This window comes from Rhodococcus sp. As11 (assembly GCF_048957735.1).
Classification (GTDB): Bacteria; Actinomycetota; Actinomycetes; order Mycobacteriales; family Mycobacteriaceae; genus Rhodococcus; species Rhodococcus gordoniae.
The window spans coordinates 189,042-204,683 of sequence record NZ_JARDJE010000008.1; the positions used below are offsets into that span (position 1 = coordinate 189,042).

At 73.2% G+C, this 15,642-nt stretch carries 15 protein-coding genes; 6 read left to right on the forward strand and 9 right to left on the reverse strand.

The window, feature by feature from the left end; genetic code table 11:
- Positions 1–46 precede the first annotated feature (46 nt).
- Positions 47–580 (forward strand): glutathione peroxidase, encoded by a 534-nt coding sequence (locus PV766_RS13360; protein WP_129976866.1) that lies wholly within the window; start codon positions 47–49, stop codon positions 578–580.
- 45 nt (positions 581–625) lie between these two features.
- Here PV766_RS13360 and PV766_RS13365 read toward each other — a convergent pair whose 3' ends face one another.
- From PV766_RS13365 to PV766_RS13375, 3 genes are all read right to left on the reverse strand, one after another.
- Positions 626–1,996, reverse strand: a complete 1,371-nt coding sequence (locus PV766_RS13365) for a metallopeptidase TldD-related protein (protein WP_255161098.1) — start codon at positions 1,994–1,996, stop codon at positions 626–628.
- The gene (locus PV766_RS13370; RefSeq protein WP_064065501.1) at positions 1,993–3,504 is read right to left on the reverse strand and encodes a TldD/PmbA family protein; all 1,512 of its coding nucleotides are present in this window, start codon (positions 3,502–3,504) and stop codon (positions 1,993–1,995) included. The genes PV766_RS13365 and PV766_RS13370 overlap by 4 nt, the downstream gene beginning before the upstream one ends.
- A gap of 65 nt (positions 3,505–3,569) precedes the next feature.
- Positions 3,570–4,334: a TSUP family transporter gene (locus PV766_RS13375; protein ID WP_064065500.1), complete on the reverse strand. Its 765-nt coding sequence runs from the start codon at positions 4,332–4,334 to the stop codon at positions 3,570–3,572.
- 106 nt (positions 4,335–4,440) lie between these two features.
- On the opposite strand from PV766_RS13375, the gene PV766_RS13380 reads away from it, so the two are divergent.
- From PV766_RS13380 to PV766_RS13395, 4 genes are read left to right on the forward strand one after another with little or no spacing between them, the layout of a single operon-like run.
- Entirely contained in the window at positions 4,441–4,983 is a 543-nt protein-coding gene (locus PV766_RS13380) for an FxsA family protein (protein ID WP_255161100.1), read from the forward strand.
- Between the two features lie 18 nt (positions 4,984–5,001).
- Positions 5,002–6,612: an amidohydrolase gene (locus tag PV766_RS13385; RefSeq protein WP_242496732.1), complete on the forward strand. Its 1,611-nt coding sequence runs from the start codon at positions 5,002–5,004 to the stop codon at positions 6,610–6,612.
- Between the two features lie 17 nt (positions 6,613–6,629).
- Positions 6,630–8,213 (forward strand): apolipoprotein N-acyltransferase, encoded by a 1,584-nt coding sequence (gene lnt, locus PV766_RS13390; RefSeq protein WP_255162905.1) that lies wholly within the window; start codon positions 6,630–6,632, stop codon positions 8,211–8,213.
- Positions 8,213–8,989 carry a polyprenol monophosphomannose synthase gene (locus PV766_RS13395; protein ID WP_064065494.1) on the forward strand — a complete coding sequence of 259 codons (777 nt, stop codon included), beginning with the start codon at positions 8,213–8,215 and terminating at the stop codon, positions 8,987–8,989. The genes lnt and PV766_RS13395 overlap by 1 nt, the downstream gene beginning before the upstream one ends.
- 27 nt (positions 8,990–9,016) lie before the next feature.
- Here PV766_RS13395 and PV766_RS13400 read toward each other — a convergent pair whose 3' ends face one another.
- From PV766_RS13400 to PV766_RS13420, 5 genes are all read right to left on the reverse strand, one after another.
- On the reverse strand, positions 9,017–10,012 hold the full coding sequence (locus tag PV766_RS13400) for an AurF N-oxygenase family protein (protein WP_255161101.1): 996 nt from the start codon (positions 10,010–10,012) through the stop codon (positions 9,017–9,019).
- On the reverse strand, positions 10,009–10,923 hold the full coding sequence (locus PV766_RS13405) for a prephenate dehydrogenase dimerization domain-containing protein (RefSeq protein WP_421097202.1): 915 nt from the start codon (positions 10,921–10,923) through the stop codon (positions 10,009–10,011). The genes PV766_RS13400 and PV766_RS13405 overlap by 4 nt, the downstream gene beginning before the upstream one ends.
- Entirely contained in the window at positions 10,920–13,088 is a 2,169-nt protein-coding gene (gene pabB, locus PV766_RS13410) for an aminodeoxychorismate synthase component I (RefSeq protein WP_371053787.1), read from the reverse strand. Before pabB ends, PV766_RS13405 begins: the two co-directional genes overlap by 4 nt.
- A 7-nt stretch (positions 13,089–13,095) precedes the next feature.
- Positions 13,096–13,485 (reverse strand): chorismate mutase, encoded by a 390-nt coding sequence (locus PV766_RS13415; RefSeq protein WP_421097203.1) that lies wholly within the window; start codon positions 13,483–13,485, stop codon positions 13,096–13,098.
- A gap of 258 nt (positions 13,486–13,743) precedes the next feature.
- Positions 13,744–14,082: an RNA polymerase-binding protein RbpA gene (locus PV766_RS13420; RefSeq protein ID WP_006554802.1), complete on the reverse strand. Its 339-nt coding sequence runs from the start codon at positions 14,080–14,082 to the stop codon at positions 13,744–13,746.
- Positions 14,083–14,301: 219 nt separating this feature from the next.
- Here PV766_RS13420 and PV766_RS13425 point away from each other — a divergent pair, with 219 nt between their 5' ends.
- Positions 14,302–14,643 (forward strand): hypothetical protein, encoded by a 342-nt coding sequence (locus PV766_RS13425; protein WP_016934708.1) that lies wholly within the window; start codon positions 14,302–14,304, stop codon positions 14,641–14,643.
- A 7-nt stretch (positions 14,644–14,650) separates the two neighbouring features.
- Here PV766_RS13425 and PV766_RS13430 read toward each other — a convergent pair whose 3' ends face one another.
- Positions 14,651–15,238, reverse strand: a complete 588-nt coding sequence (locus tag PV766_RS13430) for a hypothetical protein (protein WP_129976874.1) — start codon at positions 15,236–15,238, stop codon at positions 14,651–14,653.
- Positions 15,239–15,642 lie beyond the last annotated feature (404 nt).

A 15,642-nucleotide genomic window follows, 5' to 3' on the forward strand; every position in this document is an offset into this window, starting at 1 on the left:
CCTCACCTGCGGGGCCGAGCCGATCGAACCCAGTTCAGGAGAGCGCATGTCCGTGCACGAGTACACCGTGGCCACCGCCGACGGCGGCAGCGAGGATCTCGCCCGCTTCGCCGGCCGGCATCTGCTGATCGTCAACGTCGCCAGCAAGTGCGGCCTGACCCCGCAGTACGAGGCCCTCGAGGCGCTGCACCGCGAGCTGGGCGAGCGCGGCCTGCAGATCCTCGCGTTCCCGTGCAACCAGTTCGGTGGTCAGGAACCGGGTAGTGACAGCGAGATCCAGGAGTTCTGCCGCGTGAACTTCGACGTCACCTTCCCGGTGTTCGCGAAGGGCGATGTCAATGGCGACGATGCGCACCCGCTCTACCGGCACCTGCGCGCCGAGGCTCCCGGTGATTTCGGGCCGCAGCACGGTTTCCTGTTCGAGCACGTGAGCAAGACCCGCCCCGAGGCGATCGGCACCGACGAGGTGAAGTGGAACTTCACCAAGTTCCTCGTCGACCCGCAGGGCGCGGTGGTGCGCCGCTTCGAGCCGACGGTCACCCCCGAGGAGATCGGCAAGGAACTCACCGACCTGCTCTGAGCCCCTACCGGTCCGGTCGATGGACGTCACCGACCGGACCGGAGGTCAGTGGGCGGCGCTGACCGAGGACATGTGGAAGTCGGGGATGCGCATCGGCGGCATCGCGGTGCGGGTGAACCAGTCCTTCCATTCCCGGGGCAGGGTGCGTTCGGTGGCGCCGATCTCGGTGGCGCGGCCGAGCAGATCCACCGGAGACTCGTTGAACCGGAAGTTGTTCACCGCCGCCCGCACCTGCCCGTCCTCGATCAGATACACCCCGTCGCGGGTCAGGCCGGTCAGCAGCAGCACCGCCGGATCCACCTCCCGCAGGTACCACACGGTGGTCAGCAGCAGGCCGCGTTCGGTGCGGGCGATCATGTCGTCCACATCGGCGGTGCCACCACCGGTGAGCAGCAGATTCTCCCCCGGCGCGGTAGGGACGGCCCCGAATTCGGCGGCGGTGGCCCGCGGATACGCAAGGGCGTGCAGGGCGCCGTCGCGGAGCCAGTCGACCCGCCCGGCGCTCATGCCGGTGTCGAACACCGAGACGCTGTCGGTGGAGGCGGTGGCCACCACGAACGGCGGACAGCCGAGTCCGGGCGCGGCCGGATCGGAGGTCAACGTCACCGGCAGCGCCGCGATCTGCTCGCCGAGGCGGGTGCCGCCGGGCCCCGCCCACACCGAGCGGCCCTCCGCGGCGCCGCGCCCGTCGAGCGACCACAGCAGCGGGATCAGCAGATCGGCGACCACCGACGGCGGCAGCACCGTCTCGTACCGGCCGGCGGGCAGGTCGACGCGGGTGCCGGCCCAGTCCAGCCGCCGCGCCAGTTCGGCGCGCAGCGGATCCATGGCGATGTCGGTGAAGTCGACGGTGCCCGCCCCGACCCACGCGCTCGCCCCGGTCGGGCCGCCGCGTTTGCCGTTGATCTCGAGCGACCCGTCGCGCTGCACCCAGCGGCGCCGCACCCCGGTGGAGGTGCCCAGCCACAGGGTCGTGGACTGGTGGTGCGCGAACCCGTACAGGGCGTCGGTGTCGTCGAAGCCGGCGGTGAGCCCGTCGAGGAGCGGGGCGAAGACCTCGACGTCGGTGCCGACGGCCGGATCGTCCCAGTGCGAGTCGGTGTCGTCGCCGTCGAGCAGCGGCATCGCATCGGGCGCGGCCGGGGCCTGCTGCGCCGCGGCCCATGCCGCGGCGACCACCGGCGCGATGTCGTCGGCGTCGACGATCGCGGCGGTGACCACCCCGCAGTGCGCCCCGCCGGGGGTGCGGCGGATCGCGACGATGGTGGCGCTGCGGGCGCGCGCGGACCCGTTGGTGGTCATCGAGTTGCCCGCCCACCGCAGCGACGCCTCGGCGCCGTCGGTGACGATCACGAGGGTCTCGTCGGCGGGGGAGGCCGCCAGGGCGGTCTCGACGAGTCGGTCTCCGGGGATCATCGGCCACCTTCCTGCACCGTGTTGAGCACGTTCACGCCGCGCACCAGCACCGACGGGCAGCCGTGCGAGACCGCGGCGACCTGCCCGGGTTGCGCCTTGCCGCAGTTCATCGCTCCGCCGAGCCGCCAGGTCGACGCACCGCCGACCGCCTCGAGCGCACCCCAGAACTCGGTGGTCGACGCCTGATAGGCCACATCGCGGACCTGCCCGGCGAGCCGCCCGCCGCGGATCCGGTAGAAACGTTGCCCGGTGAACTGGAAGTTGTGCCGCTGCATGTCGATCGACCAGCTGCGATCGCCGACGACGTACAGCCCGTCGTCGACCCCGGCGATCAGATCGGCGGTGCTGCGGTCGACCGTCGGATCGGGTTGCAGCGATACGTTCGCCATCCGCTGGATCGGCACGTGATGCGCCGAGTCGGCGTAGGCGCAGCCGTTCGAGCGGGCCACCCCGAGCTTGGGCGCGAACGCCCGGTCGAGCTGGTAGCCGACGAGCACTCCGTCGCGCACCAGATCCCAGGACTGGGCGGCGACCCCGTCGTCGTCGTAGCCGACGGTGGCCAGCCCGTGCGGTTCGGTGCGGTCGGCGGTGACGTGCATGGCGGCGCTGCCGTAGCGCAGGCTGCCGAGCAGGTCGGGGGTGGCGAAGGAGGTGCCGGCGTAGGCGGCCTCGTAGCCGATGGCCCGGTCGTATTCGGTGGCGTGCCCGACCGATTCGTGGATGGTCAACCACAGATTCGTCGGGTCGATCACCAGATCGGTGCGGCCGGCGGTCACCGACGGGGCCTGCGCCTTCTCGGCGAGTTGCTCGGGCAGCTCGGCGAGCTCACTGCTCCAGTCCCACCACCGGTCGGAGGCGAGGTACTCCCAGCCGCGGCCGGTCGGCGGGGCCAGGGTACGCAGCGACTCGAAGGTGCCGGCCGCGCGGTCGACGCGGGTCGCCTCGAGGTCGGGGTGGATCCGCACCCGCTGCTGGGTGATCGTCGACCCGGCGAGATCGGCGTAGAAACTCTGTTCCTTGACCAGCGTCACATGGGCGCCGACGTGGTCGACCCCGGTAGCGTCCTGCAGTCGCCGCGAATAGTCCTCGAGCACCGCGATGCGCTCGGCGGCGGGGACGGTGAACGGATCGATCTCGTACGGCGAGACCCACACCGCGTCGCGGTGCACCGGTTCGTCGGCCCACCGCACCGGATCACGATTCAACGCGCGCAGGGTGCGGGCCACGGCCACCGCGCGGGCCGCGGCGTCGGCGGCGCCGTCCGGGCCGGGCACCGGATGCGACGCGAACCCCCAGGTGCCGTCGAGCAGCACCCGCACCGCCACCCCGCAGTCGGTGTCGTCCACCGCGGCCTGCAGGGCGCCGTCGCGCAGGGTGCTCGTCCAGGTCCGCAGTCGATGTACCCGCACATCGGCGTGACTCGCGCCCGCCGCCCGCGCCACCGTCAGCGCCGCGTCGGCGGCCGCCTGCAACGGAAGGGCCAGGAAATCGTCGTCCACCGCGCTCACCCGCCCACCCTATCGCCGGTACGCACCGCGCCGGGGGTGCCGCACCGATCACCCCGCGGGGCGGCTCAGCCGAACTGTTCGATGCCGAGCCGGATCACCATGGCCACCACCACGACCAGCAGCACCACCCGCACGAAGCCGGCGCCGCGCGCGAGCGCCATCCGGGAACCGAGCACCGAGCCGGCCACATTGCACACCGCCATCGCCAACCCGAGCGTCCACCACACATGCCCGCCGAGAGCGAACAGCACCAGCGCCCCCAGATTCGAGCCGAAATTGAGCACCTTCGCCATCGCCGCCGAGGTGACGAACTCGCTGCCGAGCATCGCCGCGAACACGATGATGAAGAAGGTGCCGGTGCCCGGCCCGAGGATGCCGTCGTAGAAGCCGATCACCGCCGCGGCCGTCACCACCACGGTGACCAGCCGCAGCGTGGACGGGCGGCGGGTGCCGCCGGCCCCGAGTTTCGGGCGGGTGGTGACGAACACCGCCACCGCGACGAGCACCACCATCACGATCGGGATGAACACCTCCCGGTCGATGAGCGAGACCGCCGCCGCCCCGGCCGCCGCGGCCAGCGCCGCGACGAGCGCGGCCGGGCCGAGCAGCGACCAGCGCAGCGGGATGCGCCGCGCGAAGGTCAGCACCGCGGCGCCGGTCCCGCAGATCGCGGTGAGCTTGTTCGTCGCCAGCGCCGCCTGCGGCGTCAACTGCGGGGCGACGAGGAACAGGGCGGGCAGCAGGATCAGCCCGCCGCCGCCGACCACCGCGTCCACCCAGCCGGCGGCCGTCGCGGCGGTCATCAGCACCGCCCAGTCACCTGCCGTCATGGCCGCCATTCGATCACGGTCCGCATCCGGTCGCCGGGTGCCGGGAGCAAAACGGGCCGGTCGTTCGTTGACCGGACAGAAGTCGCCGACGGAAGGAAGCCCCGCCGTGTACCCGTTGTTGTTCGTGCTCTACGTCGTGGCGGAGATCGCGGTGCTGGCCTGGCTCGGCTCCACCCTCGGGGCGCTGGCCACCGTGCTGATCTTCCTCGGTGTCAGCGCCGCCGGTTATCTCGTGCTCGCCGCGCTGGGTCGCCGGGCGCTGCGCAGCCTCGGCGAGCTGCGCGCAGGCCGGGTGCCGCACGCGAGTTCCCCGGAACGGGTGCTCACCGACGGTGTGCTCATCGGCGCCGGCGCCGCGCTGGTGCTGATCCCCGGCATCGTCGGCACCGTGCTCGGGATCGTGCTGTTGCTGCCCACCCGCGCCGCGCTGCGCCCGCTGGTGCGCACGCTGGTCGCGCGGCGGGCCCGCACCACCGGGTTCACCGCGCAGCGGCTGGTGGTGGTCGACGGGCAGGTCGTCGATCACAGCGTCGTCGGCGCCGCCCCGCGCCTGACCGGTGGCACGGCCGCGCCCGAGCAGGTCGACGACCGCGGCACCGTGCTCGACGGGGAGATCGTGGAGACCCCGCGCCGCCGCGAGGAGCGGTAACGGGCAGACTGGGCACCCGTGAGCCCTGCACCGCACACCCAGCTTCTCGTCGGCGGCCGCATCTACAGCGCCGGTGCCCCCGATGCCACCGCGATGGCCGTCACCGACGGCACCATCGTGTGGGTCGGGCAGGACCGGCCCGGCCGCGCCCTGCACCCGGACGCCGAGATCGTCGACCTGCACGGCGCGTTCGTCGCCCCCGGTTTCGTCGACACCCACGTGCACACCACCAGCCACGGCCTGGCCCTGACCGGTCTGGACCTGACCGACGCCACCGACCGCGCCGACGCGTTGCGCCGGGTCCGCGCGCACGCCGACGCGCACGACGACGCGGTGATCTGGGGGCACGGCTGGGACGAGACCCGCTGGCCCGACCCCACCCCGCCGACCACCGCCGACCTCGATGCCGCCGCCCCCGCCCGGCTCGTCTACCTCGGCCGCATCGATGCGCATTCGGCGGCGGCGTCGAGCGCGTTGCGGGCCGCCGCCGAACCCCTCGACGAGCTGGCCGGGTTCGATCCGCAGCAACCGCTGACCGCCGCGGCGCACCACGCGGTGCGCGGCGCCGCCCGCCGCGGACTGACCGCAGCGCAACGCGCCCGCGCCCGGCTGGCGGCCCTCGACGATTTCGCCGCGCACGGCTACGTCGCGGTGCACGAATGCGCCGGCCCCGACATCTCCGGGCTCGACGACTTCACCGAACTGCTCGGCACCGACCATCCGGTGCAGGTGCGCGGCTACTGGGGGCACGCGGTGCGCACCGGCGAGGAGGCCGCGGAGCTGCTCGCCGCCACCGGCGCCGACGCGCTCGGCGGGGACCTGTTCGTCGACGGGTCGATCGGCTCGCACACCGCCGCGCTGGCCCGCCCCTACGACGACCTGCCGGGCTGCTGCGGCACCACCTATCTGACCGAGGACGAGCTGACCGCGCATGTGCGCGCGTGCACGTCGGCGGGCATCCAGGCCGGTTTCCACGTCATCGGTGATGCCGCGACCACCGCCGCGGTGGCGGCATTCGAGGCGGTCGCCGCGGAGGTCGGCGGACCGGCGCTCGCCGCGCGTGGCCATCGGCTCGAGCACGTCGAGTCGCTGACGGTCGCGCAGGCGGAGGTGTTGGCGCGGTACGGGGTGATCGCGAGCATGCAGCCGGGCTTCGACGCGCTGTGGGGCGGACCGGACGGGATGTACGCGGCCCGGCTCGGCGCCGAACGTGCGGCGGCGCTGAACGCGTTCGCGCCGCTGGCCGCGACCGGACTGTCGTTGGCGTTCGGCTCCGATGCGCCGGTGACGGCGCCGCGGCCGTGGCCGATGCTGCGGGCGGCGGTGCACCATCGCACCGCCGGCAGCGGCATCTCGCCGCGGGCGGCGTTCGCCGCCGCGACCCGCGGGGCGTGGCGGGCCGGGGGTGTGCGCGACGGTCTGGCCGGCACCCTCGAGCCGGGTGCGCCGGCGTCGTATGCGATCTGGGAGGTGGGCGAGTTGGTGGTCGCCGCCCCGAAGGATTCGGTGCAGCGCTGGTCGACGGATCCGCGGTCGCGGGTGGCGCCGCTGCCGGATCTCGGCCCGGGCACCGCCGATCCGGTGCTGGTGCGCAGTGTGCACCGCGGCCGGATCGTGTACGCGCGGTGACCGGCCGGCCCTTCGCGATGGTGGCGCTGCGCGCGCTGCTCGCCGTCGTCGCGGGACTGTTGCTGTTCGCGTCGTTCCCGCCGCGTCCGCTGTGGTTCCTCGCCCCCGCAGGGATCGCGCTCCTGGTCGGTGTGTTGACTGCAGTGCCGATGCGGCGGCGCGCGGGGTTCGGCTACGGCTATCTCGCCGGCCTCGGTTTCCTGGTGCCGCTGCTGCCCTGGATCGGGGTGTATGTCGGCCCGTTGCCGTGGTTGGCGCTCGCCGCCGCCGAGGCAGTCTTCGTCGGCCTGTTCGGCGCGCTGGTGGTGCACCTGCGGTCGCTGCCGGTCGCGCCGTTGTGGATCGCGGCGGCGTGGAGCCTGACCGAATGGTTGCGGTCGAGCGTCCCGTTCGGCGGCTTCCCGTGGGGGCGGCTGGCGTTCGGGCAACCCGACGGCGGGTTCGTCTCCCTCGCCGTCGTCGGCGGCGCCCCGCTGGTGTCGTTCGCGGTGGCCACGACCGGCGCCGGGCTCGCCGCCCTCGTCCTCACCGCCTACCGCCGACCCCGCTCCGGGCGGGTCTGGACGGTGCCGGTCGCGGTGACCCTGCTCGGTCCGGTGCTCGCCGCGGCGGCGTGGCCGCTGGTGCGCACCACCACCGAGGAATCGTCGACGGTGACGGTCGCGGCGATCCAGGGCAGCGTGCCGCGCCTCGGTCTGGATTTCAACGCCCAACGCAAGGCGGTGCTCGACAATCACGTCGCCCGCACCCTCGAACTCGCCGCCGATGTCGCCGCCGGGCGGGCCCCGGCCCCGGACGTGGTGATCTGGCCGGAGAACGCCTCGGACATCGACCCGCTGCGCAACGCGGACGCCGCCCGCGACATCACCGCCGCGGCCGCGGCGATCGACGCGCCGATCCTTGTCGGGGCGGTGCTGGTCAACGGGGACGGCACCACCACCAATTCGGTGATCGTGTGGGACGCGCAGACCGGGCCGGGGGAGCAGCACGACAAGAAGATCATCCAACCGTTCGGGGAATATCTGCCGTGGCGTTCGTTCTTCCGGTTGTTCTCCGAGTACGCCGACCGCGCCGGCCACTTCGTGCCCGGCCACGGGGACGGCACCGTCACCGCGGCGGGCCTCGATATCGGGGTGGCGACCTGCTACGAGGTGGCCTTCGACCGGGCGTTCCGCGACTCGATCACCGCCGGGGCACAACTGTTGGCGGTGCCGACGAACAACGCCACCTTCGGCGACACCGAGATGACCTACCAGCAGCTGGCGATGTCGCGGCTGCGGGCCGTCGAGCACGGCCGGGCCGTGGTGGTCGCGGCGACCAGCGGGGTCAGCGCGATCGTCGACCCGGACGGCCGGGTGCAGCAGAGCACATCCCTGTTCGTGCCCGATGCCCTGGTGGCGCAGGTGCCCGTGCGGGCAGACGTTACGCTGGCTAGTCGGCTCGGAGTGGCGCCGGAGCTCGTGCTCTGCGCCGCGGCCGTGGTCGCCGCCGGTCTCGCCGTGGTGCGGGGGCGGCGGGAGAAGGCCGGTGCGGCAGCTCGCACCAGCACCGGCGCAGCAGGAGCACCGGCCGGTGGCCGGTTCGACAAGGAGGACCTCTGATGGCAGCGGCGACGCCGGCCGGGAACGACAGCGCACCCAGCGCCCGCACCCTGGTGATCATTCCGACCTACAACGAGCGGGAGAACCTCGGTCGGATCATCACCCGGCTGCACGCCGCGCTGCCGCACACCCACGTCCTGGTCGTCGACGACGGCAGCCCCGACGGCACCGGTGACCTCGCCGACGACCTCGCCGCCGCCGACGAGCGCATCGCGGTGCTGCACCGCACCGAGAAGAACGGGCTCGGCGCCGCCTACATCGCCGGTTTCCGGTGGGGGCTCGAGCACGACTACACGGTGCTCGTGGAGATGGACGCCGACGGCAGCCACGCCCCCGAACAGCTGCACCTGCTGCTCGAGCAGGTCGACGCCGGCGCCGATCTGGTGCTCGGCTCCCGGTACGTGCCCGGCGGCACGGTGGTGAACTGGCCGTGGCACCGCGAGGTGCTCTCCCGCGGCGGCAACATCTACTCGCGGCTCGCGCTCGGGGTGTCGATCCAGGACATCACCGGCGGCTACCGCGCCTACCGCCGGGAGGTGCTCGAGAAGCTCGACCTCGACGCGATCGCCTCGCACGGCTACTGCTTCCAGGTCGATCTGGCGTGGCGCACCCTGCAGGCCGGGTTCACCGTCGCCGAGGTGCCCATCACGTTCACCGAACGGGAGATCGGCGAGTCGAAGATGAACGGCAACATCGTGCAGGAGGCCCTCGTGCGGGTCACCGTGTGGGGATTGCGCAGCCGCCTCGCGCGGCTGCGGGCACTGCTCGGCCGGTGATGCTCTCTGCGCTGCGCGGCTGATGCGTCAGGCGCTGCGCGGCCACGGCCAGCGGGCGTCGAGTTCCTCCCCGAGCCCCAGGGCCGCGCACAACCGGCGGATGGCGGTGCAGTCCTGCACCACCGGCCGGCCCTCGCTCACCGCGATGGTGTCGGCGACGAGTTCCTCGCCGCCGGGGATGTTCTCGTGCGCGATGATCGCCGCCCAGGTGGAGGTGTCGGCGCCGGTGAACGCCGCGACCGCCGCGCCGAGCGCGTCGAGCAACCGCACCCGATCGGCGTCGTCGAGTTCGGTGAGCACCGCGGTGAGCAGGCCCCCGGCGAGGGAGGCGTGGCACAGCTCGTCGCGGCGGTGCACCGCCACCGTCGCACGGTTCACCGGCTGCACCTGCGGGTCGGTGGTGAGCAACGCCAGATAGGCGCTGATCGAGGTTTCCGCGACGGTGGTGAACGCCAGCTGCACCAGCGCCGCCGCCCGCGGATCCTCCGCCCGGGCGACCGCGGCCCGGTGCTCCCGCACCGTGGGGCACAGCGGCAGCACCGATTCCGGTAACGCCCAGCCGCGACGGCGGCGGGTCAGCGCGTTGGCCTGCTGATGCATGAGGGTGTGGTACTGCTCGTCGACCATCGCCTGCAGCACCCCGGTGACCACCCTGTCGGACGGGCCGAAGCCGAACACGTCGTCGGTGATCAACCCGAAGCCCGGATTGACGACGTGCTGCTCGATGTCGACGACGCTCTTGTTGTAGGCGATCCACGCCCACGCCCGCAGCCGCGCCCGCTGCGCCTCGTCCAGCGCCAGATAGCGCCGATGCTCGGCGAAGGGCAGCATCTGTTCGGGGAAGTCGGCGCGGTGCGGGTCGAACAGCGCGTCGAGGTCCACCTCGGTTTTCTTCACCGCGGCGCGGCGCGGCCAGGACCGGACCAGTCCGGTGATCACCGCGCTCTCGGCCGGATCGGACGGATCGTGCGGCGGAAGTTCCGGCGCGCGCAGCTGCCCGCCCGGGGTGTCGGACTCGGTCACGTCCGGCTCCTTTCCTCGCGGGAGGACACCGCCCCCGGATCCCGCGGCAGCGTCGCGAACAGCTGCGCGCACAACTCCGCGGCGGCGGGGTGCCCGTCGCCCAGCGCGGTGTGGGCCCGGTCGAGCAGCGCCGCGAAGTCGGGCAGCGCGTCGGTGGCGGCGTCGAGGTCGGCGACCGCCTCGGCGAGCGCGCGACGGGCGGTGTCGGCATACGGGTTGGTGCGCTGGATGTCGTGGTAGACCTCGGCGGTGCCGCCGGTGATGCGCGCGAGCAGCGCCCGCAGCACGGTGTGCGGGGGTGCGGCGACCCGCGCGGCGACGCCCGGCACGTCGAGCCGGTCGAGGGCGATCCCGAAGGCGAGGATCGCGGCGTGGGTGAGCACCTGCACGGCGGCGGTGATGCGGTCGTGCTCGTCCGCGGTGGTCTCCACCACGGTGGCGCCCCGGGCGCGCAGCGCCGTCACGAACTCGTCCGCGGCCGGGGCGTCGTGGTGGCGCACCGTCAGCACCGGCCGGCCCGGCAGACCGAGATCCGGGGCGAACATCGGGTTGATGCCCAGCGCGGGTGCGCCCGGCCGGTAGGTGTGCAGCGCCGCGGCGATCGGGGTCTTCACCGACAGGGTCTCCACCAGCAGGGTGTGCGGGGGCAGCAGCCGCGCCAGCACCGGCAGGGCGGCACCGGCGATCACGTCGGGGACGGCCAGGACCACGAGGGCGGCGTCGCCGAGGGCGCCGGCGAGGGCGGTGTCGGGGGCGGTCAGGTCGGCGCGCAGCATCCCCGGGGTGGTCGGGTCGGCGGCCGGGTCGACGACGAGCACCTCCCGGCCGGCCGCGCGCAGCACGGCGGTGAGCAGGGCGCCGACGGCGCCGCATCCGCCGGCGACGACCACCCGGCCGGTGGTGGTGGTCACGGCCCGGCCCGCCCCGGCAGCACCGGCGGCCCGTCGACGAGACCGGCCGTGTCCGTGGAGCCGGTCGCACCGGCCCCGTCGGTCGGGGCGGTGTCGCGGGCCGCGGCGAGGCAGCGGCGCATCACCACGGACTTGACGAGGGTCTCGTCGAGTTCGTCGTCCGGATCGGACAGCGCCACGATCGCCCCGCCGATCCCGAAGGTGACCTCGTGGGCGGTGGCGACGAGGGTGCGGATGACCACCGACAGGTCGGCGGCGCCGGTCGGCGACAGATAGCCGATGGCCCCGGAGTACACCCCGCGCGGGCCGTCCTCGAGCTTGTCGATGATCTCCATGGTGCGCAGCTTCGGGGCGCCGGTCATCGAGCCGCCGGGGAAGGCGGCGCGCACACAGTCCACCGCGGAGACGTCCGGTCGCAGGGTGCCGCGCACCGTGGACACCAGCTGGTGCACCGCCGCATAGGTTTCCACCGCGAACAGCGCCGGCACGTGCACCGAGCCGGGCACGCACACCCGCGACAGGTCGTTGCGCACCAGATCGACGATCATCAGGTTCTCGGAGCGGTCCTTCTCGCTGGCCTGCAGGCCCTCCCGCAGCGCCGCGTCCTCACCGGGGGTGCGGCCGCGCGGGCGGGTGCCCTTGATCGGTTTCGATTCGACGGTGCCGTCGGCGTCGATCCGCAGGAAGCGTTCCGGGGAGGCGCTGAGCACCGCCACCTCGGGGAAGTCGAGCAGCGCGCTGTAGGGGGTGGGGCTGATCCGCCGCAGCACCCGGTAGGTGCCGAGCGGGTCGATGCCACCGTCGACGGTGACGGTGTTCGTCAGACACACCTCGTAGGTCTCGCCGCTGCGGATCTCGTTCTGGCACTGGGCGATCAGATCGAGATACCGCTGCGGGGAGTGCCGCAGCCGCAGCTGCGGGCCGCCGTCCGCGCCGACCAGCGGCACCGGGGTCTGCTCGGCGGCGGGTTCGGGCAGGGCCGCCAGGATCGCGGCGGTCGCGTCGAACCAGGCGCCGGTCGCGGGATCGTCGGCGTCGTCGGTCAGGGCCAGCAGATAGCAGCAGCGCCCGTCGTGGTCGACGACCACCGCCCGGTCGGCGAACACCAGCGCGGCGTCGGCGTAGGGGGAGGTGTGCACGAGTTGGCCCCCGGTGTCGGCCTTGAGTTCGTAGCCGAGATAGCCGACGTAGCCGAGCGCGAACCCGAACGGCAGGTCGTCGCGGGGGGCGACGCGGCGCTGCGCGAGCCGGGCGGCCAGGTGGTCGAAGACGGTGCGGTGGTGTTCCTCGACGGTGCCGTCGGGGCGGTGTTCGCGCACGAGGCCCTCACCGACCCGGTAGGTCAGATAGTCGGCGCGAGGTCCGGCGCCGTTGCCGAGGACGGTGAACCGCGACTGCGGGTCGAGGGCGGCGCTGCCGTCGAGCCAGAAACCGTGCGGCCCGGGGGCGAAGACCGCCTCGTAGACGGCGGACGGGTCGGGGTGCAGCGGCAGGCGGCGGCTGGCGAGCACATACCGCGGGACCGGTTCGGGTGCCGGTTCCGGGGCGGTGGGGGCGGTGACGGTGATCGGGCTGCGCGGTGGGGTGGCGTCGCGGAAGTTGGCGAGCAGTTGCGCGCCGTGGGCGGTGCCGATCGATTCGGGATGGAACTGCACCCCCCACAACGGGCGGTGCCGGTGCGCGACGGCCATGAGCAGACCGTCCGGGGTCCGGGCGGTGGCGGCGAGGTCGGCGGGGACCGGGTCGGCGATCAGCGAGTGGTAGCGCACCGCCTCGAACGGGGAGGGCAGGCCGGCGAACAGACCGGTGCCGTCGTGCAGGATCGGGCTGGTGCGGCCGTGCACCGGTTCGGGGGCGGTGACCACGGCGCTGCCGAACAACTGGCACAGTCCCTGATGGCCGAGGCACACCCCGAGCAGTGGCACCCCCGCGTCGGTGAGGGCGCGGGCGCTGATCCCGAAGTCCCGCGCCCGGTCGGGTCGGCCCGGGCCGGGGGAGATCACGATGTTGTCGAACGGTTCGGCGACGAGCTCGTCCCAGCCGCGGTCGTTGGTGATCACCCGCGGCGGGACGCCGTTGACGCGGGTGATCAGGTCGTAGAGGTTGTAGGTGAACGAATCGTAGTTGTCGATCAACACCGTGCGGATCGGGCGGGGCGCGGACACGACGACCTCAGTTCGTGCCGTCGACGCCGCGGCGACGACCGGAGGGGATCCGGTCCGCGATGTCACCACCGGAGACGATGTGGTCCTCGACCCGGCAGGCCTCGTCGATGAGCAGGGTGTACAGCGACCGCACGAAGTCGCCGGACAGGCCGTGCCGGTGCGCGTAGTCCTGGGCGCGGCGGTGCACCACCTCCATGCGACCGGGTTGCATCACGTCGAGGCCGTGGCGTTGCTTGAGTTCGGCGACGCGTCCGCACACCTCGAGGCGGGCGCGGACCCCGTCGAGCAGAGCCCGGTCGATGTCGTCGAGTTCGGCTCGCAGATCGGCCAATTCGTCGGCGGCGGCCTGTTCCGGCGGCGCCTCCGCCGCGGTGTGGTGACGGTCGGTCACGGACACTCACCCCCTTGCAGACGACCCGCCGGAACACCGGCGCGGGGTCGAGGATCAGGCGTGCCGATCATGGTCGGTCGGCGTGCGATCATGATTGCACGCACCGCGAGGGCGATATCGACGATTGATCGATTCGTGGCGGGGCCGCAACCGAATTCGCGGGACCACCCGCCCGTCCGGCGTGTGGTTCCGGGCCCGGAAACGGCGTGTGCCGCCCCGGACGATCGTCCGGGGCGGCACACGTGCGAGTGGGCGGGGCGGCTGTCAGGCGCCGCGGCGCTTGGCCTTGAGCAGGTCCAGGCGCTCCTTGAGCAGGTCCTCGAGTTCCTCGACGGAGCGGCGCTCGAGCAGCATGTCCCAGTGGGTGCGCGGCGGCTTGACCTTCTTCGGCTCCGGTGCGGCGCCCTCGACCAGGGTGCCTTCGAGCCCGTTCTTGCAGATCCAGGTGCCGGGGATCTCCGCGTCGTCCGCGAACGGCACGTCGTATTCTTCGCCGTTGTCGCAGCGGTAGCGCGCGATTCGCCGCGGCGCCAGATCGTGGTCGCGGTCGGTCTCGTAGCTCACCGCCCCGAGTCGGCTGCCTCGCAGTACACGATCTGCCATGGTGGTGTCCTTCCTTGTGTGCTCCGCCCGGGTGACGATGCCGTGCGGCATCGACGCCGAGCCCGACGTCCACTGTGCTCAACGTCGACGGAGCCGATTCCGTTCCCGCGGCCCACCGAGGAGCCGAGGTGCCAGTCTACCGACCCGCCGCCCCGCCGCGCGCACGGTGTCCGCCACGGTGTCCGCACCGCCCGGGCGGCGGTGGGGCCGGGCAGTACAGTGACGCTCGTGACCGGACGTGACACGCGAGCGAGCACGTGCCTGTGGTGCGGGCGCCCGGTACCGGAGATCGGCACCGGGCGGCGGCGGCGCTATTGCCGCCAGTCGTGCCGGCAACGCGCCTACGAGCAGCGCAGCAGCACCCGCCGTGCCGGGCTGCCCGCGGACGCGGTGGTGCTCACCGCCGCCGAGGTCGAGGCGCTCGCCGACCGCGCGTTCCGGGTGCGCTGCGCCGCCGAGGACGTGGCCACCGCGGTCGCCGAGGGCGCGGCCGCCGGCGAACTGACCGCGCTGTGCGCGGAGCTGCTCGACCTGGCCCGCGACGCCGAACGCCTGCGCTGACACGGGCTCAGACGAAGAAACCACCCATGGTGTAGACGACCTGGCAGAACGCCCCGTTCGTGTACTGCAGGGAGCCGAACAGGGCGCCCATCACCGCGCCGGGACCGGTGTCGACGACCGTCGATTGCAGTCCGCCCCCCGGGTTGGCGAGGGTGGCGACCCCGGCGCGGAAGTTCTCCATGTTCATCCACACGAACGTCAGGTCCGAGCCGGCGACCGGCGCCCCGGCGGTGGGTTCGACGAACACCTCGATCGCCCCGGACGGCACCTGACCGTGCGGGCCGGGATGCACCCAGGCGTTGGTCATCGCGAACGGCACGAGGCCGCCGCCGCAACCGGGACCGACGGTCGGGGCGGGCGCGGTGAACGGCTGCGGGATGTTCTTCGGCGGCGGCGCGAACGGATCCGCCGAGCCGGACTCCGCGACGAGTCGTTCGAGCGCGGCGAGGGTCTCGGGGGAGTCGGCGACCTCCGCGCGGAGCCGGTCGAGCGGCACCCCCGGCGGGGCCGGGTCGGCGGCGGCCCGGGCCGGGACCGTCAGCAGGGCGGCGGCGAGCAGGGCGGCGGCGAGCGGTGCGGATCGGCGACGCAACATCTCGGGCTCCTTCGAGTGGGGGCGAGCGGGCGGGCGAGACGATCCGGTCGCGATCCGGTCACGCACGGGTCGCGGCGCGGGGCCACGAAGATGACGGCCGGCTTCGAGAATAAGGAGCACTGTCCGGTTTCGGGGCGTTTCCGCCGAGCCCGATCCGGGTTCGCACACGTTCCCGATCGTCACGCCCGTCACGAACAGGACAATCCTCCCGCACACCGGGAAAACGTTATCGAAACGCGACGAAAGCCGTGGAGAGCCACCGATTTCCGAGGTCACCCCCGCTTCCGGGGGGCCGTGGCGGTGGTGGGGCGGAGACGCCGGAGGCGCCGCGGCGGGTGCCGGCGCGGCCGTCGCTGCAATCCGGTCGTACCACCCGGACGGGTGGTCTAGCTTGTTGTGTGGTC

Bases quoted from the DNA above. Each gene is read 5' to 3' on its own strand.
- PV766_RS13360 (WP_129976866.1), top strand. From the start codon at position 47: ATGTCCGTGCACGAGTACACCGTGGCCACCGCCGACGGCGGCAGCGAG.
- PV766_RS13365 (WP_255161098.1), bottom strand. From the start codon at position 1,996: ATGATCCCCGGAGACCGACTCGTCGAGACCGCCCTGGCGGCCTCCCCC.
- PV766_RS13375 (WP_064065500.1), bottom strand. From the start codon at position 4,334: ATGACGGCAGGTGACTGGGCGGTGCTGATGACCGCCGCGACGGCCGCC.
- lnt (WP_255162905.1), top strand. From the start codon at position 6,630: ATGGTGGCGCTGCGCGCGCTGCTCGCCGTCGTCGCGGGACTGTTGCTG.
- PV766_RS13395 (WP_064065494.1), top strand. From the start codon at position 8,213: ATGGCAGCGGCGACGCCGGCCGGGAACGACAGCGCACCCAGCGCCCGC.
- PV766_RS13420 (WP_006554802.1), bottom strand. From the start codon at position 14,082: ATGGCAGATCGTGTACTGCGAGGCAGCCGACTCGGGGCGGTGAGCTAC.
- PV766_RS13430 (WP_129976874.1), bottom strand. From the start codon at position 15,238: ATGTTGCGTCGCCGATCCGCACCGCTCGCCGCCGCCCTGCTCGCCGCC.